This is a genomic window from Micromonospora sp. SCSIO 07396, from assembly GCF_053667945.1.
This window is the reverse complement of sequence record NZ_CM132210.1, coordinates 2,990,246-3,017,037: the sequence shown is the minus strand read 5'-3', so window position 1 is coordinate 3,017,037 and position 26,792 is coordinate 2,990,246. Positions and strand designations below refer to the sequence as shown.

17 protein-coding genes are annotated in these 26,792 nt (G+C 75.7%); all 17 read right to left on the bottom strand.

The window, feature by feature from the left end; translation table 11 throughout:
- Positions 1 to 76: 76 nt before the first annotated feature.
- The 17 genes from ACWCHM_RS12815 to ACWCHM_RS12735 are packed head-to-tail and all read right to left on the bottom strand — an operon-like array spanning position 77 to position 26,792.
- Entirely contained in the window at positions 77 to 3,508 is a 3,432-nt protein-coding gene (locus ACWCHM_RS12815; RefSeq protein WP_454222556.1) for a DUF6519 domain-containing protein, read from the bottom strand.
- The gene (locus ACWCHM_RS12810) at positions 3,505 to 5,628 is read right to left on the bottom strand and encodes a hypothetical protein (RefSeq protein ID WP_454222555.1); all 2,124 of its coding nucleotides are present in this window, start codon (positions 5,626 to 5,628) and stop codon (positions 3,505 to 3,507) included. The genes ACWCHM_RS12815 and ACWCHM_RS12810 overlap by 4 nt, the downstream gene beginning before the upstream one ends.
- Positions 5,625 to 8,081 carry a putative baseplate assembly protein gene (locus tag ACWCHM_RS12805; RefSeq protein WP_454222554.1) on the bottom strand — a complete coding sequence of 819 codons (2,457 nt, stop codon included), beginning with the start codon at positions 8,079 to 8,081 and terminating at the stop codon, positions 5,625 to 5,627. The genes ACWCHM_RS12810 and ACWCHM_RS12805 overlap by 4 nt, the downstream gene beginning before the upstream one ends.
- On the bottom strand, positions 8,078 to 10,456 hold the full coding sequence (locus tag ACWCHM_RS12800) for a baseplate J/gp47 family protein (RefSeq protein ID WP_454222553.1): 2,379 nt from the start codon (positions 10,454 to 10,456) through the stop codon (positions 8,078 to 8,080). The genes ACWCHM_RS12805 and ACWCHM_RS12800 overlap by 4 nt, the downstream gene beginning before the upstream one ends.
- On the bottom strand, positions 10,453 to 10,815 hold the full coding sequence (locus ACWCHM_RS12795) for a GPW/gp25 family protein (RefSeq protein ID WP_204960057.1): 363 nt from the start codon (positions 10,813 to 10,815) through the stop codon (positions 10,453 to 10,455). The genes ACWCHM_RS12800 and ACWCHM_RS12795 overlap by 4 nt, the downstream gene beginning before the upstream one ends.
- Positions 10,812 to 11,156, bottom strand: a complete 345-nt coding sequence (locus tag ACWCHM_RS12790) for a hypothetical protein (RefSeq protein WP_204960055.1) — start codon at positions 11,154 to 11,156, stop codon at positions 10,812 to 10,814. The genes ACWCHM_RS12795 and ACWCHM_RS12790 overlap by 4 nt, the downstream gene beginning before the upstream one ends.
- Positions 11,156 to 11,662, bottom strand: coding sequence for a phage baseplate assembly protein V (locus ACWCHM_RS12785; protein WP_204960053.1), 507 nt, complete (start codon positions 11,660 to 11,662; stop codon positions 11,156 to 11,158). The genes ACWCHM_RS12790 and ACWCHM_RS12785 overlap by 1 nt, the downstream gene beginning before the upstream one ends.
- Complete coding sequence (locus tag ACWCHM_RS12780; RefSeq protein WP_145920140.1) at positions 11,659 to 12,810, bottom strand: hypothetical protein; 1,152 nt, start codon at positions 12,808 to 12,810, stop codon at positions 11,659 to 11,661. The genes ACWCHM_RS12785 and ACWCHM_RS12780 overlap by 4 nt, the downstream gene beginning before the upstream one ends.
- Positions 12,803 to 13,222 (bottom strand): hypothetical protein, encoded by a 420-nt coding sequence (locus tag ACWCHM_RS12775; RefSeq protein WP_204960049.1) that lies wholly within the window; start codon positions 13,220 to 13,222, stop codon positions 12,803 to 12,805. Before ACWCHM_RS12775 ends, ACWCHM_RS12780 begins: the two co-directional genes overlap by 8 nt.
- Entirely contained in the window at positions 13,219 to 13,863 is a 645-nt protein-coding gene (locus tag ACWCHM_RS12770; protein WP_204960047.1) for a hypothetical protein, read from the bottom strand. The genes ACWCHM_RS12775 and ACWCHM_RS12770 overlap by 4 nt, the downstream gene beginning before the upstream one ends.
- Positions 13,860 to 21,383, bottom strand: a complete 7,524-nt coding sequence (locus ACWCHM_RS12765) for an eCIS core domain-containing protein (RefSeq protein WP_454222552.1) — start codon at positions 21,381 to 21,383, stop codon at positions 13,860 to 13,862. Before ACWCHM_RS12765 ends, ACWCHM_RS12770 begins: the two co-directional genes overlap by 4 nt.
- Positions 21,380 to 21,622: a hypothetical protein gene (locus ACWCHM_RS12760; RefSeq protein ID WP_454222550.1), complete on the bottom strand. Its 243-nt coding sequence runs from the start codon at positions 21,620 to 21,622 to the stop codon at positions 21,380 to 21,382. Before ACWCHM_RS12760 ends, ACWCHM_RS12765 begins: the two co-directional genes overlap by 4 nt.
- Positions 21,619 to 23,463 carry an ATP-binding protein gene (locus tag ACWCHM_RS12755; protein WP_454222549.1) on the bottom strand — a complete coding sequence of 615 codons (1,845 nt, stop codon included), beginning with the start codon at positions 23,461 to 23,463 and terminating at the stop codon, positions 21,619 to 21,621. The genes ACWCHM_RS12760 and ACWCHM_RS12755 overlap by 4 nt, the downstream gene beginning before the upstream one ends.
- Positions 23,463 to 24,749 (bottom strand): DUF4255 domain-containing protein, encoded by a 1,287-nt coding sequence (locus ACWCHM_RS12750; protein ID WP_204960039.1) that lies wholly within the window; start codon positions 24,747 to 24,749, stop codon positions 23,463 to 23,465. The genes ACWCHM_RS12755 and ACWCHM_RS12750 overlap by 1 nt, the downstream gene beginning before the upstream one ends.
- Entirely contained in the window at positions 24,746 to 25,567 is an 822-nt protein-coding gene (locus ACWCHM_RS12745; RefSeq protein ID WP_454222548.1) for a hypothetical protein, read from the bottom strand. Before ACWCHM_RS12745 ends, ACWCHM_RS12750 begins: the two co-directional genes overlap by 4 nt.
- On the bottom strand, positions 25,564 to 26,277 hold the full coding sequence (locus ACWCHM_RS12740) for a hypothetical protein (RefSeq protein WP_454222547.1): 714 nt from the start codon (positions 26,275 to 26,277) through the stop codon (positions 25,564 to 25,566). The genes ACWCHM_RS12745 and ACWCHM_RS12740 overlap by 4 nt, the downstream gene beginning before the upstream one ends.
- Complete coding sequence (locus ACWCHM_RS12735; RefSeq protein ID WP_204960032.1) at positions 26,274 to 26,792, bottom strand: phage tail protein; 519 nt, start codon at positions 26,790 to 26,792, stop codon at positions 26,274 to 26,276. The genes ACWCHM_RS12740 and ACWCHM_RS12735 overlap by 4 nt, the downstream gene beginning before the upstream one ends.

The window sequence follows — 26,792 nt, the reverse complement described above, 5'->3', positions numbered from 1 at the left end:
TCCGCAACCGCGCTAAGTGGCAGTCACCGAAAGCGTAGGCCCGGCTACCGGGCCGACGCAGTCGCCCTCGCGACACTCAACTGACGTTGCCGGTGCTGCGCGCACCCCCGCCCACCTGGATGGAGCCGTTGAGCGAGACGTTGTCGGTGACCGACCACAGCCGCTTCGCCGGCGCCCCCGACCAGGACGGGTTGCACAGGATCGCCGGCTCGCAGTTCTGCACCAGGTTGTCGCGGATCGCCATGATCGGGCCGCCGGCGGCGAAGGCCCAGATGCCGACGCCCGTTCCGGCGGCCACCGAGATCCGGTTGTCCGAGACGAACACGTTGCGGACACTGCCGATCTTGATGCCCCGGATCGTGCCCGCGTTGCGCCACCACGCCTTGTAGAGGTGGATGTCGTTGCCGGTGACCCGGATGGTGCGGGCCTGGATCGGCGGTCCCTTGTGGTAGGACACACCGATGTGCACGCCCTCGGCGATCTGGTCGATGCGGCAGTCGGAGACCTCGACGTCACCGACGACCGTGCCACCGCCGATCACCACCGCGCAGGCCCCCACCGACACCTCCGCCGCAGCGGTCAGCTCCTGCCGGTAGCCGCCGGCGTACCTCTCGCCGAAGGCCGGCTCCAGCAGGATCCGGTCGGCGACGCTGCGCAGGTGCCGGGCCGCCGCCGACGGGGTCTGCACCGGACGCGACGGGGGCGACGCCGCCACCGCCGCCTCCCAGGCGCCCTGGCTCAACGCCGAGTCGAACCGCAGACTCGCCCCCGGCACGGGCAACGCCACCTCGCGGCGGTCCCGGGCGATCCCGTCGGCCTCCCGCACGTCGATGCCCTCACCGACCAGGTAGTCCCGCAGCGTCTTGCGGCCCTCGTCGGTGTCGAAGATCCGCCCGGCGTTCTGCCCGAGCCGCCCCTTGAGCGAGGTGAGCTGCCGCCGGTACGAGGGCAACTGGGCCGGATCCTCGGTGGCCACGTCCGCCAGCCGCAGCACGTACGCCCCGGCGCCCTGCGCGGTACGCAGCTCCTCCTCGGTCGGTGGGCGCAGCGTGGACAGGGTCCTCCACTCGCTCAGCGGGACCATCGAGTTCATCCGCACGCCCCACCGGCCGACCCGCAACGCCGTGTTCCACTCGCCCGTCTCCAGCCGGTCGTCCCGGTCCAGGGCGAGCCGCCCCACCAGCTGGGTGGCGAGCTGACCCCGGAACTTCTCGTCCTTCACCAGCTCGGCCAGGGTCAGCGAGGCCGGCCGGGGCGGGCAGGAGAACCGGCACCGGGTGACCACGGCGTGGTCCGGGTTCACCAGCAGCACCCCCTGCTGGCCGTGACCGACGAGGAAGTCCGAGTCGAGCACCCGGACCTTCCCCGGCGCGGTGCCCTGGTCGTTGCGGACGGTCAGGCAGGTGCTCCGCGGCGACGCGCCGGCCACCCCGGTGAGCTGGCACTGGTCGATCGTCACGTCGGCGCAGTTGATCGCCGAGACCGGCCCGAGCCGCCCCGGTACGTCGGCCGGGCCGGGGGTCTCCACCGCCAGCTGCGCCACCGACACGGTGCCGCAGTTGACGAACATCAGTGCGTACTCCTGCCCCTGCACCCGGATCCGGCTCGCCGGCCCGCTGCCCAGCACCCGGATGTTGGCCCGGCCGGTGAAGGTGACCGGCACGGTGCTGGTGTAGAGGCCGGGGGCGAAGCAGATCAGCACGTCCCCCGGGGGCAGCGTGCTGAGCGCCTGCACCCAGTCGATGCCGGGTCGGATGGTGATCGTCGCCCAGCCACCGGTGGCGGACGCGGCGAGCTGGTTGATGGCGGCCTGCACGGTGGTCGCCCCGGCCAGCGACGGCCGCCCGGTCGGGTCGTACGACACCCGGTCGGCACGCGACAGCGCGCCGGTGAACGTCACCGGCAGGTGGGCCGGCTGCCCCGCCTCGTCCAGGAGCTGGGCGGTGACCTCCTGGGTGGCGGCGGCGGAGTCGAGCTGCCAGGCGCACCTGGCCCGCCCGTCGGCACCGGTCTCCACGGTGACGGTGGCGGCGGTGACCGCCCCGGCGGTGAGCCGGCCCGCCCCACCGGTGACGGTGAACCGGACCCGCGCCTTGGCGACCGGCTGGCCGCCCACGGCCACCCCGGCCACCAGGTCGTGCCCCAGCGGCACCAGGGTCGCCGGGCTGCCCGGCACCGGCACCGCCTCCTGGCCGTCCCCGCCGAGCAGGCTCAGGGTGGCCTGCCCGGTCAGCGGGGCGAACACCGGCCGGCAGTCGCGCAGCACGCTCCACTGGCTGCCGTCCCAACTGACCACGCCGATCCGGCCGTGCGCCCGACGCGGCCCGTGCGGGGTCTGCGCCACCGGTGTGGTGCCCACCCGGGGCCACTGCACGTCGTGCAGCGCCGAGCGGGCCGGAAACGACCACCAGTCACCGGTACGGAAGGTGCCCGCCGCCGAGAACCGGATCCTGATGCCGAGTTCCAGGTCCAGTTCGCCACCGCCGGCCGGCACGGTGCCCCGGCCGTCCCAGCGACGCACCCGGGGACGGGACGGGAAGTCGGCCCGGTCGAGACTGCCGGTGGCGGTGCCCGGCCGGATCACGATCCGGTCCCCCTCCACCCGGTCGACCTGCACCAGCGTGCCCGGCAGGGCGTTCTGCTCCCGGCCGTCGTCGGTCAGCTCCACCCAGGAGCCGTTGGTGAAGCCGGCGCTGCCGTCGCGGCCGGGGACCTTCACGGTCAGCACGTCGACGTCGATGCTCTCCCACGTCGCCACCGTGGCGGCGTTGTCCCGCGACCAGACGTAACCGGCCGTGCCGGGCGTCCCGCCGGTGAGGATCTCCACCCGGTAGAACTGGTTGTCCAGCCCGGTGTACGGCGAGCCGGTCGGGATCACGCAGTCCCCGCCGGAGCTGCCCGTCGGATCGGCGCGGACCGCGAGGGTGCCGGTCGAGGCGGCGGTCAGCTCCGCCCAACCGGGCGGGGTGTCCGCGCAGCCGACCGGGGTGTTCGGCGGCCCGGCCTGCAACAGCCGCACCTGCCACACGCTCCGCAGCCGGGTGGTGGTGTCCGGCCCACCGAGGGCCACCTCCCGCAGCGCCGGGTCCTCGATCGCCGTCACGTGCTGCGACCACACCTGGAGCCACGCCGCGTACACCCCCGGCGGCACCGGGGCGCCGGCGGCCAGCCAGGTGCCGTCGGTCTTGCGGACGAACGGCCCGGCCGCCGGCAGGTCCGGCTGGGCGGACACGGAGACCGCTGTGTCGTTCTCGCAGAGCACCCCGTCGAGGTAGTAGCGGCCGGCCGACAGCGTCAGGTCGGCCCCGCCGGTCAATCCGAACGCCCCGCCGACCAGCGGCGCGCCGGCCGCGCCGACCACGTCGGTCAGCGCGGTGGCCCGCAGGTGCGCCTGGATGTCCTGCTGTTCGTTCCAGTCCGCGTCCAGGTCGACCCGGCCCTGCTGCTTGCGGACGCTCGTCGCGTGCCGCCGCCGGTCGAACGTGACGCGGCTGATGTCGCCCTTCATGGTGTGGTTCCTCCGGTCGGCAGGACGGGCAGGGCAGCGGCCACCCGCCCCAGCGGCAGGTACTCCGCCAGCGCGAGGGTGAGGTTGTGCAGACGGTGCGGGGTCAGGGCACGGCGGAACGCCCCCAGCTCGGCCCCGGACTCCGCCCCGGTACGTAGCTCCGGGGCGGCGGTGGCGGCCAGCCGGCCGTAGGTGGCGTCGCCGTAGCGGGTGCTCGCCCACGCCGGACCGACCCGGGTGGCCACGTCCGGGTCGTCGGGGCGGGCCTGCTGGGCGAGATCCGGCTGGCAGCGGTAACGGCGCGGGGTGACCGACCCGGGCCGCAGGTAACTGAACCGGACGTACCCCTGCTGCCGGCGGGCCACCGTCACCGGCTGGTCGAACAGGCAGTCGGTGGCGGTCAGCACCCGCGCCGTGGTGGCACCCAGCACCGTCACCCCGGTCAGCTCCGCCGCCGCGTCCCCGGCGGCGATCGTGCCGTGCACCAGCGAGTCGGTCACGGTCAGCGGCCCGTCGGTCGTGGTCAGCGCCCCGGTCACGCAACGGTGCACCACCACCCGGGTCCGGTCGTTGCCGGCGGTGACGCCGAGCCCGGTCGCCGCCGGCCCGAGGGTGCAGTGCCGCAGCTCGACCAGACCCAGGCCCGGTCCGCCGTCATCGGGCGCGGTGACGGTCACCGCCCCGGCGACCAGCAGCCCGTCGACGGCCAGCTCACCCGGGCGGTCCCCGACGCCGACGCCGGTGACCGCGACCCCGCCGAGCAGGCAGGGCCGCACCCCGACCGGGTCGAGGTCGGTCTGCCGGCGGGGCCGGTCCGGCGGCCGGGGCCACTGTGCGGCCAGCACGCTCAACCGGCTGCCCTGCCCCACCCGCACCGACAGGTTCTCCCGGTAACGGTGGCTGTCCAGCACCACGATCCGGCCGGTGCCGCCCGGATGCGCGGCCTGGAAGTCGTGCCAGGCGGTCACCGCCTCACCCAGCGAGGCGACCACCTCCCCGGCGCGCGGCGGCTCGGTCACGCTCACCGCGAGCTGCCAGTCCACCGGCCCGTCCGCCGACCCCAGGTCACCCCGGCGCGGGTACGGGCCGGCGCCGACGTCGGCGCTGAACGCGTACCACCAGGAGACCGCGAGGCGGTGCACCGGGCGGCCGGCGGCGACGGTGATCCGGCCGCGCACCGGGTCGACCCGCACCACGCTGCCGGTCGGCAGCTCCCAGCCGGCCAGGTCGCAGATCCGCAGCAGGTCCAGCGGCACCGGGCGCAGCTCGTCGGCCGGGGTGGGCTGGATCCACACCACGAACGACGGGTCGTCGTCGCGGAACCAGCGCCGCTGCTCCGCCGACGGCGGGCTGTCCGAGGCCAACGCCGCCAACTCGTCGCGTAGCGGCCGGCGACGCAGCGGACCGGGCACGTTCGCCTCGTCGGCCCGGTGGTCGATGTCCGGCTCGGTCACCGTCGGCCCGGTCAACTGCCGGCCCACCCCCACCGGGTCGATCCACCACCTGCCGTCCGCCGGCGTCACCACAGGCGCGGCCGTCGCCCGGTCCAGCCGGTACGACGGCAACGGCCACACGTACAGGCCGATGTGCCCGATGTTGGGGCGGCCGGTACCGGTGTCCATCGCCCGCACGTCCACCGTCCGGCAGACCGTCTCGAACGGCCCACCGACCAGCTCCAACGGCGCGGCGGCCCGGATCGACGCGGTGGCCGGCGCGGCGCGGACGTGGTTGACGTGCTGGGTGGCGACCAGCCGTTCGAAGAACTCGACGACGGCGGCGCTCCAGCCGGTGTTGGCCCGGGTCAGCTCCTCCAGGGCGGCAGCGGTGCCCTTGCGCCGGCGGAACCGGATCGTGTCGGCGACCCGGGCCCGGTCGGACAGTCCGCCGCCGTCGGCCAGCGGATGCAACCGACCCGCCCCCACCAGCTCACCGAGATAGGGCACCACCCACTCGGCGCAGGTCTCCACGAACCAGTCGTCGGTGAGCTGGTCGATGTCGGTGTCCAGCACGGCGGCCTGGTCGGCCAGCACCTCCACCAGGGCGCGCAGCATCCCGCCGGCCGCCTCGTCCCGGCTGCGCAGGGCGGCCGGCAGCAGGTCCCAGATCTCCTCGACCCTCACGATGCCTCCAGCAGGGTGACGTCACCGGTGTCCACGGTGAGCAGATCGGCGGGCAGCAGCACGTCACCGACCCGACGGGCCGGCGCTGCGGTGATCACGTCGAGCCGGGACGGCGACTGCCCGGCGTCGTACAGCAGCTCCAGCACCACCGCCGCGACACCCGGCACCCGGTGCAGCAGCGCCTGCACCTCGCTTGCGCGCACCGGCTGGGCGTAGTCGCGGGCGTCGAAGCTCAACCCGGCGACCAGCGCTGCGCGGGCGGCTGCCGAGACTGCCGCGAACCGGTACCCGGGGGCCAGCAGCAGCCGCGCGGTCACCGCCACCCGGCGGCGGTGGTGGCCGAGGATGCGCACCGGCACCGTCGCCTGGCGGGCGGCGTCCAACGCCCGCAGCAGGTCGGCGCGGACCGCCGCGTCCGGCGGGATCTCCGCCCCGTCCGGGCCGGCGACGGTGAGCAGGACGAGCTGCCGGGCGTCGTCCCAGACCAGGTCCGCGCGGGCCTTGCCGATCCCGGCGAACGCGCGGGCGAAGTCGGCGTGGTCGTCCAGCGAGACGACCCGGCCCAGGGTGCGGACCGCCAGCGGCGCGTTACGGCGGGCCCGGTCCACCCCCTCCGGGTCGTCGGCCCCGGCGGCCGGCACCGGGTTGCCCACCTCCATCAGACCCAGCGGCCGCGACAGCGGGATCGTCAACCGGCCCGGCGCGAGGTCGGCCGACCGCCCGATGCCGCTGCGGTAGGTGGCCACCACGTTGTCCCGTCCGGTCGGCAGCCGGGCCCCGGTCAGGCCGTCGCCGAAGGTGACCGTGACGACGCCGTCGTCGGCCCGGCGCACGGTGTAGACCCGGGCGGCGGGGGCCTGCCCGAGCAGGACCGGCACCTCCTGCCAGCGCACCCCGTCCACCCAGACCGCGAGGGTGGTGCGGGAACCGCTGGCGGTCGCGGCCGGCACGTGGGTCAGCGGCGCGTGCCGCAGGGTGAACCGGGGGAACGCCTGCCGCGCGTCGCCGCTGCCCAGCACCTCGGCCCGGCTCTCGCCGTGGGTCGCCGGTGTCACGTTGCCCAGCACCCGGACACTGTCGCGCCGGTAACGCCGGGTCACGTTCGCGGTGAGGTCCACGGTGGTCGCGTCCCGCACCCGCAGCACCGTCACCACCTCGCCGACCGGCCCGCCGTCCGGTTCGACGCCGGTGAGCACCAGCGGCCGGCCCGGTTGCAGTCCGGGCATCGGCCGGGCCAGCTCCAGGGTCGCGGTCGCGGCCAGCGGGGCGGTCAGCGGCGCGGCGGCCGTCGGGAGCAGCCGGCTGCCGCCGAGCACGGTGGTGGTCCGCCGGGAGAACGTGTTCGAGTCGCCGCCGACCACGGTGACCCGGGTGGTGCGGGCGGCGATGCCGAAGTCGGCGACCGGCGACTCCGTCACCGCGTCGACCCGACGCACCTGCGGCACCCCGGCGGTCTCCAGCACCAGCCACGACCCGGCCACGACCGACGGGTATGACTGGTCCAGGTGCAGCGTCCGCTCGTCGGAGCCCAGCGCGGCGTCCACCCAGGTGTCCTTGCGGGTGGCGTACGCGCCCGGCAGCACCTGGTTGGTGCCCGGGTTCAGCTCGCCGACCCGCAACGCCACCGGCAGCGCCGACCACGGCTGCGCCTGGTGGCCGAAGAGCGCCGCCCGCTGCGTCAGCAGGTGCACCTGCACCTCGCGGCCCGACTGGCGCAGTTCCGTGCCGAGCTGCTGGGCGGTCACCGCCGCGTCCAACCCGACCACCGTGTACGCCGGCACCACCGCGCCGCCGTCGGACGCGGCCACCACCGCCGGCAGCACCGCCGTCGCCGAGCGGACCCGGCGCACGTCGTACCAGTCGGGGCCGAGCACCAGCAGCGCGGTGCCCGGGGTGAGCACCGTGTCGACGCCGGCCAGGTGCAGGGTGTCGTCACCGGGCCGGGGCGGGCGGGGCGCGGTGACCCGCAGGCCCACCGCGTTCAGCTCCGGGCGGGCCAGCAGCGGGGCCACCGTCTCGAAGACCTGCGGCAGCTCGCCGGGGCCGGGCACGCTCTGCGCCTGGCTGCCCACCGGGATCGGCACCCCTTCCGGGGCGCCGGGGGTGGCGGTGACGGTGAACGACAGCCAGGTCGTCGCGGCCACCCCCGGGCGTAGCTCGTAGCCGATCGCGCGGGCCAGCATCAGCACCGAACCGCGTTCGGTCGCGGTGCCGAGGAAACCCTCGTTGGCGATCCGCTCCTGGTAGAAGGCGAGCACGTCCAGGGTGGTCGCCCAGGCGTGCAGCAGCGCCACCGCCGGGTCGTCGACCTCCCGGGTGGTCAGCCCGGCCAGCTCCGGCCGGCCGGAGAGCCGGTCGACCAGCTCGGCGGCGAAGTCCGCCTGCCGGCCCAGCCGGTAGCCGATGGCGGTCCGGCCGGGCGGATTGGGTTCCCGGCCCACTCGTGAGGTCACAGTCCACCCACCAGGTCGAGGTGCAGGATGCCGTGCTCCGGCACGCTGGGATCGTTGTCGAGGCGGATCACCTCGGTGTCGCCGGCCCGCAGCACCCGGGCGGCCAGTTCCCCGCCGGCCGCCACCCCCACCGGGTGCAGCTCGGTCACCCGCACGTCGGTGACCCCGGGGACACCGACCGCGGCGGCCAGCAGCTGGCTGACGTAGAGCGGGGTGCCGAAGCTGAACCGGTCGGGGTGGAAGAACCCGCGCGCCCCACCCGAAAGGTCCCGGGCGGAGAAGAGGTCCAGCAGGGCCCGACGCACGTCCGAACGGAACGCGCCGCCGGTGACGCACACCCACAGCCGCAGCTCCACCGGCAGGTCCACCGGGTCGCGCAGTTGCAGGTCGTACCCGGCGACCCGGAACCGGTCGAGCCGCCCGGCCACCCGACGGGCCAGCTCCGGCTCGTCGACCAGCCGCTGCCCGCCGGTCAGGTCGAGGGTGAGGAACACCGTCCACCACGAGCCGGTCCAGCGGACCCGGGCGGTGGCGTTGGCGACCTCGGGCAGCCGCCGCGCCGCCGCCACCCAGTCGTCGGTGGTCACCGCCCGCTCCTGGGTGGCGAAGGCGACCGGGGCGTGCTGCCGGGCGTGCTCGACGTCCTCCGGGTCGGTGCCACCGACGGCGGGCAGCGGGTTGGTCGCGGCGAGCAGCCCGACCCGGTCGGTGACCAGGGTGGTCAGCGCATCGTGGCCGAGGTTGCCGGCCGCCCCGCCGCCGCGCCACCAGGCGACCTGGAAGACCGTGCCGGCCGGTGGTCGCCGCCCCGACACGTCGTCGCCGAAGCGCAGGCTCACCCGGCCGTCGCGTTCGCGTTCCGGCACGAAACCCTGGTCGAAGCGGTCGGCGTTGAGCAGGTCCCGGCGGGGCCGCCAACTGCCCTCGGTGGTCTCCAACCGGATCAGCGGCACCGCGGCCCGCGGGTCCTGGTCGAGGGCCTGGCTGGCCGGGGTGTCGGTGGTGAACGGCACCGCCGCGGCGACCGGTTCGTCGGTCAACACCGGCCGCCACCGGTGCTCGGCGGCCGGCGGGAGCTGCCCGGACACCGCGCTGGCGTGCTGCACGGCCACCAGGTTGGCCCGAGCCACCGCACAGGTGACCAGGTGGTCGGTGCCCGCACCGGCGACGGAGGCGGTGACGGTCAGCGGGAAGGCCAGCCGGTCCGCGGCGCTCCACCCGACCTCCAGCACGGCCACCCCGGTCACCGGGTCGGTGGTGGGGTTCGCCGACACCAGCCGGACCACCTGCCGGTGGGTGGGGTCGGCGTCGACGCGCCGCCCGGTCAGCGGGGACCGCACCTCCTCCAGCAGCAGCAGGTCACCGGCGGCCAGGCCGGTCGCCGGCAGGTCGACCAGGGTGGCCCGGGTCGCCCCGGCGGGCAGGCCGCAGTCCCGGCCGCCCCACACGTACAGGGCGATCTCGTTGCGGGCGGCCCGGGGGACGAGCGGGGTCAACGTCTCGAAACCGGTCACGCCGTCGGCCGGCAACGCCGCCGCGTCGGCGGGGCGTACCGCCGGGGTGGCCCGGTCGGCGGCCAGCACCGGCGTCCCGGCGGGCAGGCCCCGGCTCTCCACGTCCGACCCGGCGGCCACCCGCACGCTGAGCCAGGCGCGGGCCGCGCAACCGTCGTGCACCGCGTAGTCCAGCAGCCGGGCGTGCCGGCGTACCGAGATCCGGCTGCGGGCGGTGCCCAGGTAGGCCTCGGTGCCGGCGGCGTCCTGCCGGTAGGACAACCGGTCGGCCACGTGGGCCAGCGCCTCCACCACCGTGACCAGCGGGTCGGCCGGGTGCCGGTCGGTGCCGTCGGGCAGGGCGGCGAGCCGGTCGAGCATCAGCCGCCGGAAGCCGGCGTAGTCCTTGGCCAGGTAGTCGGCGGGCGCGGTGGTCGCCGGCGGTGGCGGCACCGACGGGGCGGCCGGTGCCGGGTCCAGGTCGCTGGGGCAGTTGGCCTTGAACGAGAAACCCTGCGCCGACAGCACCGGGTCGAAGCCGGGCGGCACCCGGTCGTCCACCGCCGAACGCACCAACCGCAGGGTGTACGGGGAGAAGTCACCGGCCCGGTCCACCCGGACGGTCAGCTCCGCCCCGGCGGCGGCGACGCTGAGCACCCGTACGCCGGTGATCCGGACCCCGCCGTCGACCACCACGTTACCCACGGCCAGCGGCGCGCCGGCGGGCACCCCGCCGGCCTGGCCGGGCAGCGGGTGCAGGAAACCGACGTGCAGCAGCCGCTGGTCGGCGAAGTCCACCTCGACCCAGTCGATGCCGTTGAACGCGCTGCCCGGCCGGGCCACCTCGGCCCGCCGTTCGTCGTCGTCACAGCGCACGCTCATCCCGCACCCCTCTCCACCGCCACCTGCGCCGGACGGCCGGTGGCCCGCAGCCGGTAGGCGACGTGCACCCGCACCGCCGCCTCGGCCAGGTCGACCCGGACGTCGTCCACCTCGATCAGTTCGCCGAGCCAGCGCTGCAACGCGCTGCGGGCCTGCAACTCGGCGGTGCCCACCACCGCGTCGTCGACCGGGGCGAACAGCAGCTGGCCGAGGCCGGCACCGAAGTCGGGCCGGTTGACCCGCTCCCCGGGCGCGGTGAACAGCACCGCCTCCACCAGGTCGGCGACGTGCCGTTCCGGGCCGGCCAGCCCGGAGCGGCCCCGGTTGTCGGGCCGCCACGGAAACGCCGGGTACGTCATGTCGCCACCGCCCGCACCTGGATGCCGGCCACCGTCGGTGGACCCTGCGGGATGCCCTCCGCGCTGACCCCGAGCCCGACGCTGGTGCCGAGCACCGGCGGCTGTCCGTTGACCAGCACCCGGGCCGCCGGGGTGGTCCACTGGAGTTGGACGCAGGGCTGCGGTTTGGTGCCCGCGCCCACCGGCACCTGAAAGGTGCACCCGGTGACCGGGTACGCGTCGGTGGCGGTGACCACCGGCAGGCCGCCGACCAGCACCCGCGCGTTGCCGGTCTGCGGGGTGACCGGGCCGGTGTGCGGGCAGGTCAGCACCGCCCCGACGTGCAGCAGCGGGCCGGGCATCAGGTCACCGTCAACGCGGTCTGGTTGATCGCCACGGTCGGGCCGACCAGGGTGACCGAGGCGCCCTTGCCGTTGGAGATGATGATCCCGGTGTCGTTGATCGAGATCATCGCCCCGGTCAGCGTCTTGAGCAGGATGCCACCGGTCGGCCCGGGAGCATCGGAGATCATCAGGGTGGCCTGGCCGGGGGTCTGCAACACGATCGGTGGGGTGGGTGGCGGGGCCGACGACACCAGCGCCGGGATCTCCGCCTTGGAGCCGTACCAGCAGCCCGTCCAGATCGGATGGTCGGCGTCGCCCTGCTCGAACTCCACCCACACCCCGGTGCCCGGCAACGGCACGGCGAACATGCCCGCCTGGATGCCGGCCAGCGGGAAGCAGGGCATCGCCCAGCTCGACGGGGGCAGCGTGACGTCCGGGACGGTCACCTGGATGCGGCCCTGCTGCAACGGATCGAGGTGGTTGACCACCGTGCCGCGATACTTGCCGTAGTACCTCGTCGTCATGGCTGTGCCCTTCCGGAGATGGAGACCTGGGCGTTGCGGCCGAGGGTGAACCGCTGCTTGACCTCGCCCGCCTTGACCGTGGTGGTCACGCTGCGCACCACGTACTCACCGTCGTAGGCCCGGCCGGCGCCCCGGACCCCGACCAGCCGCCGGCAGCGCAGCAGCCGGCCGTAGCGCAGCACGTCCAGCGAGCCGGACCCGGTGATCACGTTCGCCGACTGGGCGGCCCGGGCCAGGCCCCGGGCGAGGGTCTGCACGACGTCCATCCGGGCGGTGGCGTCGTCGGTGCCGTCGGGGTTGGACCGTCCGACGTTCATCCGCCGGTACGACAGCGGAATCGGGATCTTGCGGCCCAGCGGCGGGTTGAGCGGGCTGACGTCCGGCACCGGCAGCGGGATCGGCACCCGAACCTGCTCGGGGAACGCGGTGAGCAGGTAGACGGTCTTCTGCACCCCGTCGAAGGAGAAGGACAACGACTCCACGTTGGCACCCGCGTCGGCGTTGACCGTCAACGCCGGCTGCGGCTGACCGGCCCGCACCTCCGGCCCCCAGTACGCGGTGTTCATCCCCGGGGTCGGCCCCGGCTCCACGTAGAACGTGTAACCCACCTCGTCGGCGAGCTGCGACACGTACGCGAAGGTGGTGCCGCGTACCGCCGGGATCCGCTGCACCGGGTTCGGCGCGAACACCAGCACGCTGGGCACCACCATCGGCACCACCCCGTACGCGGCGAACGGGGCGAGCAGGGTCAGCACCCGGGCCTCCGCCGGCATCGGCATCGGCAGGTCCGACAGGTCGATCAGGTCCATCATCTGGCTGACGTCCACCCCGGTGAGGGTGAGCGTCGACGCGCCCGCGTCGTTGCTGCGGGCCACGTCGTGCCGGGTCACCACCCCGTCGGAGAGCACCTGTGGCCGCCCGTCGACGTGCAGCACCAGCAGTACCCGGGTCGGCGGGTCCAGGCTGCCGTCGGCGAGCATCCGCTCCACCAGCGACCCCCGGCCCAGCGCGAGGCGCAGTTGGAACCCCGAACGCTGCCCGGCGTTCTGGGTGACCTGCGCCTCCTGCACCGCCGCCACCAGCTCCATCGGCGCCGGCCGGAAGGTCAGCGGCCCGATCAGCACCTGCAACCGCACCCCGCTAGGCATCGAGGCTCCCCGGGAACCCCTCGGGCAGGGCCACCCGGACCACCTGGCCGGGGCGGATCAGCTCCGCCGGGTCGAACACCCCGTTGGCGTCGCAGAGCTGCCAGAAGGCGGTGGGGTCGCCGACCGTACGGGCGGCCAGCAGGTCGACCCGGTCGCCGTCGGCGACCGGTTCCCAGCCGGCGGTGGCGAGCCGCTCGGCGGGCGGCACGAACCGGCGACGCAGGTGCACGATCTCCTGCCCGGTCTCCTGATCGACGGTGACCGTGGTGCCCACGGCGGCGTAGCGGCTGTCCGGGGCCAGGGCCCCCGGCGTGGGCTGGCCGCCGGTGGCGCCGGTGGCGGCGAAGAGGGTCTGCGCGACCCGGCCCTGGGCGGCCACCAGGGCCGGATCGGTGTCGGCCGGGTCGCTCATGGCAGCCGGTCGATGCCGAGGTCGGCCAGCCGCCCGCCGCGCGCCCGGCCGGCGAGCTGTTCGAGCTGCTGGTGGGCGGCCATGGCCAGGCCACCGGCCCGGCCGTCGGTGCCCACGTCGTTGACGGTCAGCACCCGCAGACCCAGTCGGATCTTGGCGCGGATCGGGTTCAGCATCGGGTCGAACGCCTCCTCGGTGATGGTCAACTCGGTGATCCGTACCGGCCAGAGCCGGCGTCGTCCGAAGGCCAGCAGCACCAGTGGCGCCGGGGGTGGCACCACCTCCAGGGTGCCGGCGGCCAGCAGCGCCGCCGCGTCCTGCACGGCGGCCAGGCTGGGGTAGGCCAGCGATTCCAGGGCGGCCAGCTGCGCGGTCAGCCCCAGCTCCGCCGTCTGCGGGTCGGTGAGCTGGTCGGCGGCGTCGAGGTCGGCCTCCAGGGTGAGCGTCTGCACCGGCGGGCCGGTGATCCGCAACGCCTCGCCCCGGGCCCCGCCCTCGGCCCCGGCGGTCTTGAGCTGGAAGCCGCGGGTCAACGCGTCCGGGTTGTACTGGAGGGTGATCACCCGGCGGCTGTGCCCGCTGTCCGGGTCGAGCACGACCAGACCGGCGCGCAGCAGACGGGGGCTGAGGGGACTGGTCACGGGGTGCCTCCAGAGGTGGGACGCCGCCAGCGGATCCGTTCCGCCACGGCCCGGGTGATCCGGCCCTGCATCAGCAGCGGGTCCAACCCGCTGAAGTCGACGGTGCAGTCGGTCAGTTCGGTGATCCGGATCTGCCCGGTGGACAGGCCGAGCCCGTCGAAGAGCAGGTTCACCCGGGCCACCGTGGCGCTCTGCAACGACACCGGGCGCAGCCGTCCCGGCCGGCCGACGCCACCGGCGGCCCGGCGTACCCCGCCGCCGACGGCGAGGTGCACCAGCGCGTCGGGGGCCAGCACGATCTCGTTGCCGCCGCCCAGCGGCAGGGTGATCTCCCGGGGGTTGTTGACCGACAGGTCCACGTCGACGTTGCCGATCGCCAACATGCCGGGCGGGCCGGTCGACGGTTCGTCGCTCTGCACGTCGGCGACGGTGTGCAGCAGGTCGTCGCGGGAAGCGGCGGTCGGCCGCAGCAGCCGGTTGAGGCGTACCAGGTGCTCGGTGCGGGCCTGGCTGACCTCGCCGGTGTCGAGCTGCCACCGCAGCAGGTCGACGTCGCTGTCCGGCGGGGGAGCGCCCTCCGCCCCGAAGCTGGGCAGGTGCACCCGGTAGACCAGGTCGTCGCCCTCGACGATGAACCGGCCCGGGGTCCACCACGGCAGCGCGCCGGTGAGCCGGCGGTAGTCGACCGCGCCGTCGCGCAGGGCCAGCCGCACCTCCCAGCTCCGCTCACCCCACAGGAACCCGTCGTGGGTGACGTCGAAGTCGATGTGCCCGTTGAGGCTGTCCAGCACCTCGCCGATGCGGTAGGCGTCCAACACCCGCACCAGCGCGTCCCACTTGCCGGCCAGGGCGGCCCGCCGCTGCGCGCTGGTGGTCCGGGCCGGCGGCGGGGCCGGGATCGGGGCGCCGCCGCCGAGCATGGTGGCCAGATCCAGCACGAACCGGGCGTTGCGGATGTCCAGCGACGGCAGCTCGCCCGACCCGCTGGTCAGGTCGTGGGTGAGGTCGCCGAGCAGCCCCTGCTCGACGAAGACGTACAAACCGAGCCCGCTGTCGGCGAAGCTCAGCCCGGTCACCTCACCACCGCGTACGGCGATCCGGCGGCCCGGGGCCGTCGTGCCGTCCGGTGCGGCCGGGTCCTGCTCGTAGCCGATCGAGGTGAACCGCAGCCCGTACTCGGGGCGGCCGGTCGGTGCGCCGAGGAACAGCAGTTGCCGACGCGGGTCGGCGGTGACCTGGGCGCTGATCGCGGTCAGCGTGGGCTGCGCCAGGGTGAGCCGCAGCCCGCCGTGGTCGAGGAAGTCGACGCTGAGCCCACCGGCGGTGAAGTCGGCCGTGCCGCCGGACAGGAACGTGCCGATGTCGAAGCCGACCCGGGCTGCCTCGATCGCCCCGATCCGCAGGCCGCCGAGGATCCGCATCCCCTCCGCCGTGCGGGTCGCCTCCACCAGGAAACCGTCCTGCCCGGCCGCCGGCACCAGCCGCAGCTCCCCGAGCACCGCCTCGACGTCCGGGTTGAGCCGGATGGTGACGCCGTCGTGCAGGTCGACCAGCAGCCCGCTGGCCCGGGTCTGCTGCACCACCAGCTCCCGCAGCAGCAGCCGGCGGAACCGGCCGCCGGGGGTGCCCGCCGGCCACAGGTCGACCCGGGCCCGCGCGCTGATGCCGAGCAGGGTGATCGCCCCCGCGCCCGACGGGATGCGCAGGCCGAGCGCCGCACCCTGCCAGTTCAGCGCGTCCACCGAGATGGTGGCCAGGTTCAGCCCCGGCTGTCCGTCCGGGCCGATCTCGATGTGGTCCGGGCCGATGCTGACCACACCGGTGTCCAGCCCCTGGATGCTGACCTGCTGGTCGTGTTCGCCCGGCCGGGGACCGACGCCGAGCTGAGCCTCACCGCCCACCACCCGGGCCTGGATCCGGCCACCCCGGCCGAAGGCGAGGGTGAGCTGGGCGGCCCACAACGTGCCGTCGACGTGCAGCGCGGCGTCGATCCGGCCGGCGATCTCCACCCGGGTGGCCCCGGTGGTGAGCCGTCCGGCGGTCACCCCCGCCGCCGCCGACCAGCGCAGGCCGCGCAGGTCCACGTCGAGGATCTCCAGCGGCGGCCGGTCCGGTTCCCCGGCCGGGACCGGTTCGGGCCGGCCGAGGCCGACGTCGAGCACCCCGTCGCGGTAGCGCAGGTCCCGCCCGGTGATCCGGGCGATGTGCAGCCGCTCCAGGTGCAGCGCGGCGGTGGCCGGGACGACCCGACCGGCGGCGTCGCGCTGCTCCGGCGTGCTGTCCCAGCGACCGCTGGCGGTCAGCCCGTCCAGCACGGTCGCCCCCCGGGAGACGATCCGCCCGTCGCCGGCCCGCCAGTCGATCGCGCCCAGCTCGATGCGGGCCGGGCCGACGTCCTCGAAGCGCAGCCCGCCGGCCCGCTCGGTGACCAGCCGGCCGCCGAGCCCCGCCCGGCGTACGGTGACCGCGCCGTCCGGGGTCCGCAGGGTCGTGTCGGTGAGGGTGAGCCCGTCGAGCTGGATGCGTTGGCTGTCGGTGGGGTCGCTGAGGATCCGGCCGGTCACCGGGTCGACCTGGTGCGGCCCGGCCCGGATCAGGTCCACGGTCACCGTGGCGGCGTTCGGGCGGGTCGCCCGGCCACCCACGGTGCCGGTGATCGTGGTCGGGCCGCCCTGCACCGCGCGGGACACCACGGCGAACCGCAGCCGGTCGAGCTGCCCGACGGTCAACCGCCCGGTGTAGGTCAGCTCCTCGCCGGTGAGGTCCACGTCGAGGTCACGCAGCCGCACCCCGATCAGCGCGCCGGAGACCACCTCGACGCTCATCCCCGGTGCCGGGTCGGTGACGTCCATGCCGATCCGGTCGGCGTCGATCCGGTCGATGACCAGGTTGCGGACCAGCGCGCCACGGACCTGCCGGCCGGTGGCGGTCACGCCGGTGCGGACCTGGACGTCGAGGCTCATCCGGCCGATCCGGGTGCTGCCCCGGGCGTAGAGACTGCGACCGGGGGAGTTGAGCGCCAGCCCGGCCAGCTCGGTCTGCTCCACCACCAGGTCGGGCAGGCGCAGGTCGTCACCGACGGGCAGCACCCGACCGTGGATCGCCTCGCCGGGGGAGCCGTCGGCGCGCACCGGTGCGGTGAAGGCGATCCGCCGGGCCTCGACGCCCGGCCCGGTCACCCCGGTCACCGCCAGCTCGCCGACGCCGAAACCGACGGCCGCGCGGCCGACCGGCAAGCCGGCGGCGGCGGCCGGGCCGGCCAGCTCGGCGGGGAGCCGACCGCCGCCGACGGTGTCGAGGTCGGCGCGCACCCGCAGCCGGGACGCCGTCAGCCGTTCCACGGCGGTGGCCCCGGCGCGGACGTCGGTGGCGGTCAGCTCGGCCAGCCGCACCTGCACCCCGAGGGTGGTCGGGTCCAGGGTGACGTCGAGCCCGCCGACGGTCAGCCCGCCGACGGTGATGCCGAAGTACCGCCGGGCCCGTTCCCGCAGCAGTTGGAGTTCCTGCTCCTGGGCCCGGGTGCGGTGCCCCGGCAGGTAGCGGCCGGCCGGGTCGACCGGCTCGACGGAAAGGGACTCCAGCTCCCGCAACCGGTCCAGATCGGTCAGCCAGCCGGTCAGCTCGGCCCGCCGCTGCGCCCAGCGGGGCTCGTCGGGCAGCGCGGCGAGCTGGGCGACGACGTCGGTGCGGGTGGGCAGGGCCCCGGCGGTGATCCGCAGCGCCGGCTGGCCGGGGGCACCGGGCAGCAGGCGTACCCCGGCGAGGGTGGCCGACCCGGTGCTGCCCCGGGCGGTCGTCGCCGCGTCGGCGGGAACGCGGTCGCGGCGGAACCTGCTGATCAGTTCGTCGTCGGGCAGGTACTCGCCGAGGCGCGACGGCAGGGACGCCTCGGCGTGGATCGGGTCGATCTCCACCCCGGCGGCCTCGACCCGGCCGGTCAGCCCGGTGACCCGGAGGCCGGCGACGTCGATCGTCCCGCCGACGGACTGGCGGAGCTGGTCGGACAGTTCCACCAGCCGGCGGCGTTCGGCCTCGGACAGCGACTCGGCGTGCCAGCGGTGCCGGGCCTCCAACCGGTGCAGTTCCCGCTCGGCCGGCTCCAGCGTGGTGAGCTGGCTATCGACCGCGCGCAGCCGCTCGTCCAGCGCGGCGCGTGTCGTGCCGGTGGCCGTGTCGCGGCGCAGCCGCAGCGACTCCCGCTCGGCGCGCAGCCGGGCCGGCAGGCTGGTGGCCACCCCGATCAGGGTGCGGCCCACCTCGATCCGGCCGACCTGTTGCAGGCCGGCGAAGGAGAGCCCCTCGGCGGTGGCGCTGGAGAAGCTGACCCGCAGCGAGTGCATCATCTCCACCGCGTCGGTGACCCGATCGCCGACCGTCCGCGGCGGCCGGAACACCCCGTCGGTGAGCAGCCCGATCGTCGCGTTGGCCAGCGGGGTGAAGATCTCCCCGGCGGTCAGCGAGGTGAACTGCTGGGCCAGGAACGGCGCCCCCGCCGTGTACGGGGCCAGCAACGCGTCGCTGATCTTGGACAGGAACGGCAGTCCACCGTAGAACGAGATGACGTTGTGCAGCAGGTGGATCAGTGGATCGATGACCGGGATGCCGACCCAGCCGTGCCGGCCTGGTTCGGTCACGTTCTCCTGCCCGGTCGCCCCGGACCGGAAGGCCAGCGTGGACAGCCCGAAGCGGGTCAGGCCGAGCAGCCCGCCGGGCAGGCCGTCGCTGGCGTACACCACGTCGGAGACGCTCAGCGCGCCCATCCCGGCCTGCGCGCCGACCGGCCGCTCGTAGCCCCGGTCGGAGAACGAGGCGACGATGTCCAGGTCGGTCAGGGTGATCCGGCCGGTGCGTAGCGAACTTCCGGTGAAGGTGCGGTTCACCCCGTCGAGCTCCAGCCGGGGCAGCCGGACCCGCAGCACCCCCTGCCGGGCGTCCACCGACAGCGACAGCCGGTTGGCGCGTTCCCGGTCGGTGTCGCGCAACCGGGCCCCGCCCAGGTCGCCGCTGATCCACTGGGCGTCGTGCAGGTCGAACTCGTCGACGGTGACCTCGTCGGTGAACAGGCTCAACCCGGTGCGGCTGAGGAACAGCAGCTTCAGCCCCACTGCGACCAGCCGGGCCAGGTCACCCACCACCGTCGGCAGCCCGTCGGTGCGCAACGACTCCGGCTCGAACGTGGGCCGCCGGGTCGCGTGGTAGAGCCGCAGCTCCGCCACCAGCGTCGCCAGGTCGGGCAGCAGGTCCGCGCGCAGCTCCCGGGAACGCAGGAACACCCAGCGCCGGTCGTCCAACGCGTACGCCTGGATGATCAGCGACCGCAGCTCGGTGACCCGCCCGGCCCGCCAGAGCCGGTCGTCGCGCAGCCGGTCCCGCAACTGGTCGCGGGCCTCGACCCGGCGGGGACCGGAGATCGCGGTGGTGGCGAGGGAGGCCCGCATCTGCGGGGTCATCCCGGACTGCATCCGGGCCCACCGGTCCGGGTCGTCGGCGGCCAGCCGGGCCTGGTCGGCCACCGGCAGGCTGCGCACCAGCTGGAACGCCAGCCATGCCTCCCGGGGGTTCACCGCCCAGTCGGTCAGCCCGATCGCGAGCAGGCCGCGGGCCTGCCGCTCCAGGTGCGCCGGGTCGCGCAGGGCGAGCAGGTCGAGCAGCTCGGCCCGCCACATCTCGTGGGTCAGGTACGCGTCCGGCAGCGCGGCGAGGATGCGATCCAGGTCCCGCAGCGCGTCCAACCGGTGCACGGCGGTCCGCAGCGCCTCCCGCCCCCGGGCATCCGGGCCGGCGGTCGCGCCGGTCGGCCGGTCGTAGCCGATCAGCCGGCGGACCAGCTCGACGGCGTTCACCCCGTCCAGGCCGCCCTGCACGGTCCGGTGAATGTCGGCGACGAGCCGGTCGGCGTCGACCTGCCCGGCGCTGCGCCGCCGCCGATCCAGCGGCTCGGCGAGGGTGCCCACGCCGGTGTAGCTGCCGCCGAGCACGTCGGCGGCGGGGATGTTCTCCTCCAACCGGTCGAACCAGCTGCCCTGGTCCAGCCGCCGCCACCGGTCCTGGGCGGCCAGCGGCAGGCTACGCAGCAGCAGGTACGCGAAGCGGGCCTCGTGGTCGCGGATCGCCCAGTCGAACAGCCCGTACGACAGCAGACCCTCCACCCGGGCCAGGTTGCGGTGCTCGGGGCGGGCGGCGAGGACGACCAGCAGCCGCGGGCCGAGCGGCGCGTCGACCCGCTTCTCCTCCCACGGCAGGTGGTCGAGCAGCGTGTCGAGGTGGCCGCCGTCGTCGAGCTGGCGGACCGCGTACCGCAGCCGGGGCCCCGGCTCGGGCGGCCCGGCGGCGGCCGGCGCGGCGGCGGCCGGGGTGCCGGCGGTGGGTGCGGCGGGAGCCAGGTCGGCGAGCTGACGCAGCGCCTCGTCGGCCCGGCGGTCGTCGATCGACAGTTGCACCCGACGCAGCCGGGCGGCCAGGTCGGTGTCCCGGTCGAGCCGTTCATCGTCGGCCGACGCCCCGCCCAGCACGGTGATCTGCTCCCGCAGGGCGTCGGCGTCGCCGCCCGTCGGGGGCCGCTCGGCCAGCAACGCCCGGAAGTGCGCCTTGCGGTCACCGCCCAGCAGTTCCCGCAGCACGCTGGTCCGCAGGGCCCGCAGCACGGTCAGGGCGGTGCGCCGCTGCACCGGGTCGAGCCCGTCGGTGCTCAACCCGTGCACGTTGTCGGCTTCGAGCACCCGCAGCAGGTAGGGGGTCTGCCCGCCGAGGGCGGCCAGCGCGGCCCGGGGGTAGGCGCGGTGGTGGTCGTCGTCGAGGTTGCCGGCCAGGTCGGTGCGCCGGGGCGCGGGCAGGCTGTGCACCAGGCTGCGGGCGACCACGAACGGCAGGGTGTCCAGGATCCGCAGGCAGCCCCGCACGTCGTCGCCGGAGACCCAGAGGCCGTCGAGCAGGTCGACCATGCGGGCCCGTTCCGCCAGGTACCGGCGCTCCACCAGCGCGCCCAGCTCCGCCTCCAACGGGCCGGTCCCGGCCTCGTCGGCCGGCGCCCGGTCGGGGGCCGGCGGGCTGGCCGGGCGCGGCGGGGTGGCCACGGCACCGGTGTCGGCGGCGACCGCGCCGGCCGGCAGCCACGCCACCGGCCGCCACAGGGCCCGCCCGGCCGCCGCGGCGTCGGCCAGCGCCCGCGCCTCGCCCTCCGGGTCGGCGACCCGCCGCCCCGGGTCCGCCGTCGTGCCGCCCGCCTGCGCCAGGTGCCCCAACTCGTGCACGAGCAGGGCCCGCCCGGCGGCCCGGGACGGGTCGAAACCCGGGGCCAGGTGCACCGTGCCGTCGGCGAGCAGCCCCCGCGCGCCGTGGTTGGCGGCCCGCCGACCGTCCCCGCCGAGACGCACCCGCACCGCGTCGGGGCGCAGCCCCAGCGCCGGGGCGTACCGGTCGACCAGGTCCCGGGTCAGCGTGGCGAGGGCGTCGTCGGGTGCCGCTACGGGTTCCGTCGCCGGCAGCGGGGCCCGCTGCGCGGCCGGGCCGGGGGCGGTCACCGCCGCCACCCGGGCAGGCCCAACCGGACCCAGATCGCCTCGGCCAGTGCGGTCGGCAGGTCGGCGGTGGCCGGCACGTCGGTCACCGGGGCCACGGTCGACGGCAGTCCCCGCTCGGCCAGCAGCCGGGTCAGCCGGGCACCCACCTCGGCCGCCAGGGTGGCGTCGACAGGCGCGTCGACGCCGGTGACGACCAGCTGGCGGATGTCGACCTCGATGGTCGTGACGTCGGGGTTCACGACCACAGTCCCGGGTCGGCCGGCCGGTCGTGCTTGGCGTACTCGGCGGCGACCGCGTCGAGCACGTGCCGCATCCCGACCGGGACGCCCTGCCCGGCGGCGACCAGCGCGGCACGCAGCGCGACGGTGTGGATGTCCCCGCCGGTGAGGTCCAGCTCGGCCAGCCGGGGCAGGTCCAGGTCGGCGGTGGCCGCGCCGGGCGGGAAGGCCCGCCGCCACAGCCCGGCCCGTTCGGCGGGACCGGGATGCCCGAACGGCACCACCACCCGCAGCCGGCGCAGGAACGCCGGGTCGATGGCGGTGCGCATGTTCGTGGTCAGCACCGCCACGCCCCGGTACCGCTCCATCCGTTGCAGCAGGTACGACACCTCGATGTTGGCGTACCGGTCGTGGCTGTCGCGGACCTCGGAACGGCGGCCGAACAGGGCGTCGGCCTCGTCGAACAGCAGCACGGCGCCACCCCGTTCGGCGGCGTCGAAGATCCGCCGTAGCTGCTTCTCGGTCTCCCCGATCCATTTGCTCACCACGGTCGCCAGGTCGACCCGGTGCAGGTCCAGGCCGAGCACCCCGGCCACCACCTCGGCGGCGAGGGTCTTGCCGGTGCCGCTGGGCCCGGCGAACAACGCGGCCACCCCGAGGCCCCGACCGGTCCGGCCGGCGAAACCCTGCTCGACCAGGAGCGCCCGGCCGGCCGCGGCGGCGGTCAACTGACGCAACTGGGCCAGGGCCGGGGCGGGTAGCACCAGGTCGTCCCAGCCGGCCCGCACGTCGATCCGCTCGGCCAACCCGTCCAGGTCGCGGCGGACCCGCTCGCGGACCAGGCCCCGGGCCCGGGTCACCGGGTCGCCGTCCGGCCCGGCGGCGGGGCGGGCGGAGTCGACGATCTCCCGGTGCCCCAGGTCGAACTCGCGGGCCAGGCCGGCGGCGGCCGACGCGGCCTGCCCCGGCAGCAGTTCCCCCCACAGCGCCCGCTGTTCGGCCCGGGTCGGCCGGTCCACCGTCGGCCCGGGGGTCACCCCGTCAAGGGCGACGGGGCGGGGCACGCTGACCACCACGTCACCGATGAGCCGGGCCAGCAGGTGCTCCACGGTGGCCAGGGTCTCCGGCGGCTCGTCGCCGGTCAGTTCGACGACCAGCACCGGGTCGGCGAGCACCACCTCCCGGTTCCACAGCCGGGCGAAGGCGTCCCGGTCGAGCACCGCGCGGGGCAGGTCGGCGGCGGCCACCAGGTGCCCGGTCCGGCCCACCGTCGCGCAGGCCGCCGCCAGCACGTCGATCCGGTCGGCGGGGTCGGGACCGCACACCCGCAGCGGGTATCGGCCGGCCTGCCAGGTGGCGCAGAGCTGCCGTACGGCCCGACGGCGGCTGGCCGGCAGGGTGGCCGGCGGTACGGGCAGCGCCACCAGGTAGGGACGAAGCCGTTCGTCGAGCCGGCCGACGCCGTGCAGCTCGTGCAGGACCCGCTCGTCGACCCGCAGCGGGGCGTGCGGCAACGGACCGTCACCGGGCTCTACCAGCCGGGCCGCGCGTAACGGCCGGTCGGCGGCGAGGGCGTCCCAGTGCCCGCCGGGCAGGGCGTCGAAGCACCAGGCGAACGTCGGTGGCCGGTCCAGCAGACCCAACTCACCGGCGACCGTGGCGACCAGCATGTCGCGTTCGAAGCCGGTCAGCCCGAACCCGGTGCCGATCCGGTCCAGCGGGGAGCCGCCGGTCGGGGCTTCGGCCGCCGGTTTCCCCGTGAGCAGCAGACGGATCCGGTCCAGTTCGGCGGCGAGTCCGTCGCCGCCCGCGTCCACCGGGGGCGGGGCGGGCCAGCGGGCGGCCGGGCGCGGGGCGGGCATCACAGCACCACGGCGGGGCCGTCGTACCGGCCGGTCGGGTCGGCGTGCAGCGGGCTGTCCACCCCGTCGACCCGCAACCGGGCCAGGTAGCTGCCGGTGGGCACGTCGCGGAAGGTGAAACCGATCCGTCCGGTGCGCTGCCCACCGGGCGGCACCCCGTTGTCGGCGGGCGCGGCGAGCATGGTGCCACCCACCCCGGTCAGCCCGAGGGTGACCTGCTGGCCGGCCTCGACCTCGGGGACGACGTCGACGGTGATCGTGCCGGTGCGCAACAGCACCCCGTCGACCGTGCGGCTGGACTCGACCACCACGTCGGCGGGGGCGACGGTGATCGTCGGCCGGTAGGTGACCGGCACCGCGTCGGAGCTGACCGCCGGCCGGGGCGTGGGCGGGTCGCCCAGCGCGACCGCATGGGTGACGACCAGGCCCCGGATACCGGCTGCGACAGGCCTGTCGAACGCGGTCAGCGGCAGCCGCAGCTCGCCCGCCGTGACGGTGGCGGGGCTGGCCGAGGCCGTCCCGATCCGCACCCGCACGTCCGGCCCGGCCAGGTGGCGGCCGGTCACCACCAGGGTCGCGCCGGCCGTGACCGGCGTGCCGGTCGGCCCGTCGGCACGGACCTGGTCGACCTCGGGACCGTCGACGTCGACGGTGCCGGCGGTGACCGTACGGACCGGCAGTGGCTCCCGCGCGCCGCGCAGCGGGTCGATCAGCACCACCGACACGTCGAAGAAGACGCTGCTGCGGTACGGCGCGCTGAACGCCGACCAGAGCCGGAAGCTCTCCTCACCGCCGGGACTGTTGGTGACGCTCACCCGCAGGAGTTCGACCTGCTCGGCGAGGCGGGAGTCGGCCACCGGGGCGGGCAGCGTCGGGTCCGGCGGGTCGGGGGCGAGCGACCGGCGGATCGCCGCTCGGGTCAGCACCGGCGTCTCGTGCAGCATCGCCAGCAGGTGACCGAGCAGGATCTCCCCGGTCAGTGGGTCGTGACCGTAGACGCTGGCCACGTAGTGCAGGTCGACACCGAGCGGCGGCGCGGCGACGTCGTCCCCGCCGGTGCTGCGCGGCGGCGGCCCCAGGTTGGCCCAGGCGGGGTTGCGGGTCACCCGGCTCAGGAACAGGTTGACCTGGTTGCCCTCCTGGTTGCCGACGGTCACCCGGTCGGGTGGGCCGGCGGAGACGGACACCCCGCCGACCGCCGACGACGCGCCGGTGGCCCGCAGGTACGCCATCACCTGCCCGCGCAGCACGGCGGTGACGGCGGCGAGGGCGTACCCGGTGCTCATCGCGTCGCCCCCGATCCGCGCAGGTACGCCTCAAGTTCCGGTGCCGGACCCGGGGCGACGGCGGGTACCGGGGAGGTCGTCGGGGCGGCGACCGCCGGGGGCGTGGCCGGCTGCCGCTGCGGGGTGAGGCGTACCTCGATCCGACCGATGTGCACGTGCACGGCGACCGGTTCCGGTGTCCGTGCCTCGACCCGGCTGGCCGGCGCACGGTAGGTCGGCGTGACGGCCGCGGCGGTGGGTGCCACCCGGACGGCGGCCGGTGGTGCGGTGGCGGCCGAAGCCGGCGGGGCGGATGCCGGTGCGCCGGGCCGGGCCGCCGGCCGGTGCGGGTCGTCCCGGCGGTGGTGCGGCGGCGCGGCCGGCCCGGTCGGGGCGACAGGAGGTCGGGACGGCGCGTGCGGGGCGGCCGTCGTGGGCGCGGGTCCGGCCGCCCGGGTCGTCACGGGCGGGTCCGGTACGGCCGCCGGCCGGGCCGACGCCGCAGCGCGGGCAGCGGGCGGGGGCAGCGGCCGGGCCGGGCCGGGGGCCGGTGCCCCCGCCGGCGGTGCGGTCGGCGTCGCCACCGGGATGACAGGCGTCACCGGGGCGGCGGGCGGGGTGACCGACGACGCCCCGGGCGACGGCGGTGACGACGGCGGCGTCGGCGTGCCGGTCGGTCGGGCCGGCGGCGGGGTGGCCGGCCAGCGCTCCTGCTCCTGCTCGGTCAGGAAGCCGTCAGCTGCCGGCTCCTGCGGCTCGAACCGGCCGAGGGGGCGGGGACGCAGCCGGGGCGCGGTCCCGACGGCCAGGGCGGCCAGCGCGGCCAGGTAGCCGCTCACGGCACCCGCTCCAGGTACGCCGCCCGCCGGTGCGGACCCAGCGCCAGCACCTCCGCCTCGGACCAGCCATACGCGCGGGCCAGCCGGTGCACCTCGTCGAGCAGCCGGCGGACCCGGACGTCGGCGGCGTGCCACGCCCACGCCGGCACGTCCAACAGCACCTCGGTGCCGCCGCCGCAGCCCGGACAGGTCAGGGTGACCGCGACGACGCCGAGCGGGTCGCGTTCGGCCATCGCGGCGGACACCGCCGGCAGCGCGGCGGACGGGTCGGCCAGCGGCGGGTCGGCGTCGAGCAGGCAGGCGTCGAGCAGCCACCGTTCGGCCGCCACCGCGTCACCTGACCGCGCCGCCCCGGCCAGGTCGGCGGTGGTGGGCAGCCGCAGGGTGAGCAGGTGCCCCCGCCACCGCAGGGTGAACGGGCCGGCGCTCCGATCGGCCGGCGGTGGCGCGGCGGCCAGCAGGTCGGCGACGGTGAGGGTCACCTCCAGCCGTTGCGGGCAGGCCGGGCAGTCCACGGTGGTCGCCACCCGGCCGCCGGTCCAGCCACCGGCCGTGGCCAGCAGCAGCGCCGTCACCTCGCCCACCGGCAGCCGGTCGGCGTCGGGCCGGCCGAGCAGCAGCAACCCGCGGCGCGGCGCGGGCTGGCCGAGCGCGTCGTCCCAGGCGTGGACCAGCGCCACCTCGGTCGACGGCGGGCCCCCGGCGGTCACGACCCGAGCCGGGGTTCGGCCGGTTCGGCGACCGCCTCGTCGCGTTCCCAGCCCTCGTTCTCCAGCTTGATGTGCTCGATCGCCACCGCGTTGGCGTTGGCGTCCAGCTCCGGCAGCGCCTGGTACTCCGACACCCAGCAGCGGAACAGCCGGTACGACTGGGCGACCTGGCCGGCCTCGTTGAGCAGCTCGATGGTGATGTCCCGGCGAAAGTCGGCCAGGGACACCTCCGCGCCGGCCCCGGCGTGCAGCGCCCAGATCCGGCCCGCCCACTGGGCGAACTCGGCGTCGTGGGTCAGCCCCCGCTCCAGGGTGACCGCCTCGAACTCGGTGCGTCCCGGCGACTTGTGACTGGTCGAGGCGTTGCCGCCGTCGCGGTGCTTGACCACCTCGGTGGTCCGCTTCAACGCGCTGACCTTGCTCACCCCGGCCACGTAGCGGCCGTCCCACTTCACCCGGAACTTGAAGTTCTTGTACGGGTCGAAGCGCGTCGGGTTGACCGCGAACTGCACCAT

Coding starts and splice junctions, on each gene's coding strand:
- ACWCHM_RS12785 (WP_204960053.1), bottom strand. CDS start 11,662: ATGACGACGAGGTACTACGGCAAGTATCGCGGCACGGTGGTCAACCAC.
- ACWCHM_RS12795 (WP_204960057.1), bottom strand. CDS start 10,815: ATGACGTACCCGGCGTTTCCGTGGCGGCCCGACAACCGGGGCCGCTCC.
- ACWCHM_RS12800 (WP_454222553.1), bottom strand. CDS start 10,456: ATGAGCGTGCGCTGTGACGACGACGAACGGCGGGCCGAGGTGGCCCGG.
- ACWCHM_RS12815 (WP_454222556.1), bottom strand. CDS start 3,508: ATGAAGGGCGACATCAGCCGCGTCACGTTCGACCGGCGGCGGCACGCG.
- ACWCHM_RS12775 (WP_204960049.1), bottom strand. CDS start 13,222: ATGAGCGACCCGGCCGACACCGATCCGGCCCTGGTGGCCGCCCAGGGC.
- ACWCHM_RS12780 (WP_145920140.1), bottom strand. CDS start 12,810: ATGCCTAGCGGGGTGCGGTTGCAGGTGCTGATCGGGCCGCTGACCTTC.
- ACWCHM_RS12750 (WP_204960039.1), bottom strand. CDS start 24,749: ATGAGCACCGGGTACGCCCTCGCCGCCGTCACCGCCGTGCTGCGCGGG.
- ACWCHM_RS12790 (WP_204960055.1), bottom strand. CDS start 11,156: ATGCCCGGCCCGCTGCTGCACGTCGGGGCGGTGCTGACCTGCCCGCAC.
- ACWCHM_RS12735 (WP_204960032.1), bottom strand. CDS start 26,792: ATGGTGCAGTTCGCGGTCAACCCGACGCGCTTCGACCCGTACAAGAAC.
- ACWCHM_RS12755 (WP_454222549.1), bottom strand. CDS start 23,463: ATGCCCGCCCCGCGCCCGGCCGCCCGCTGGCCCGCCCCGCCCCCGGTG.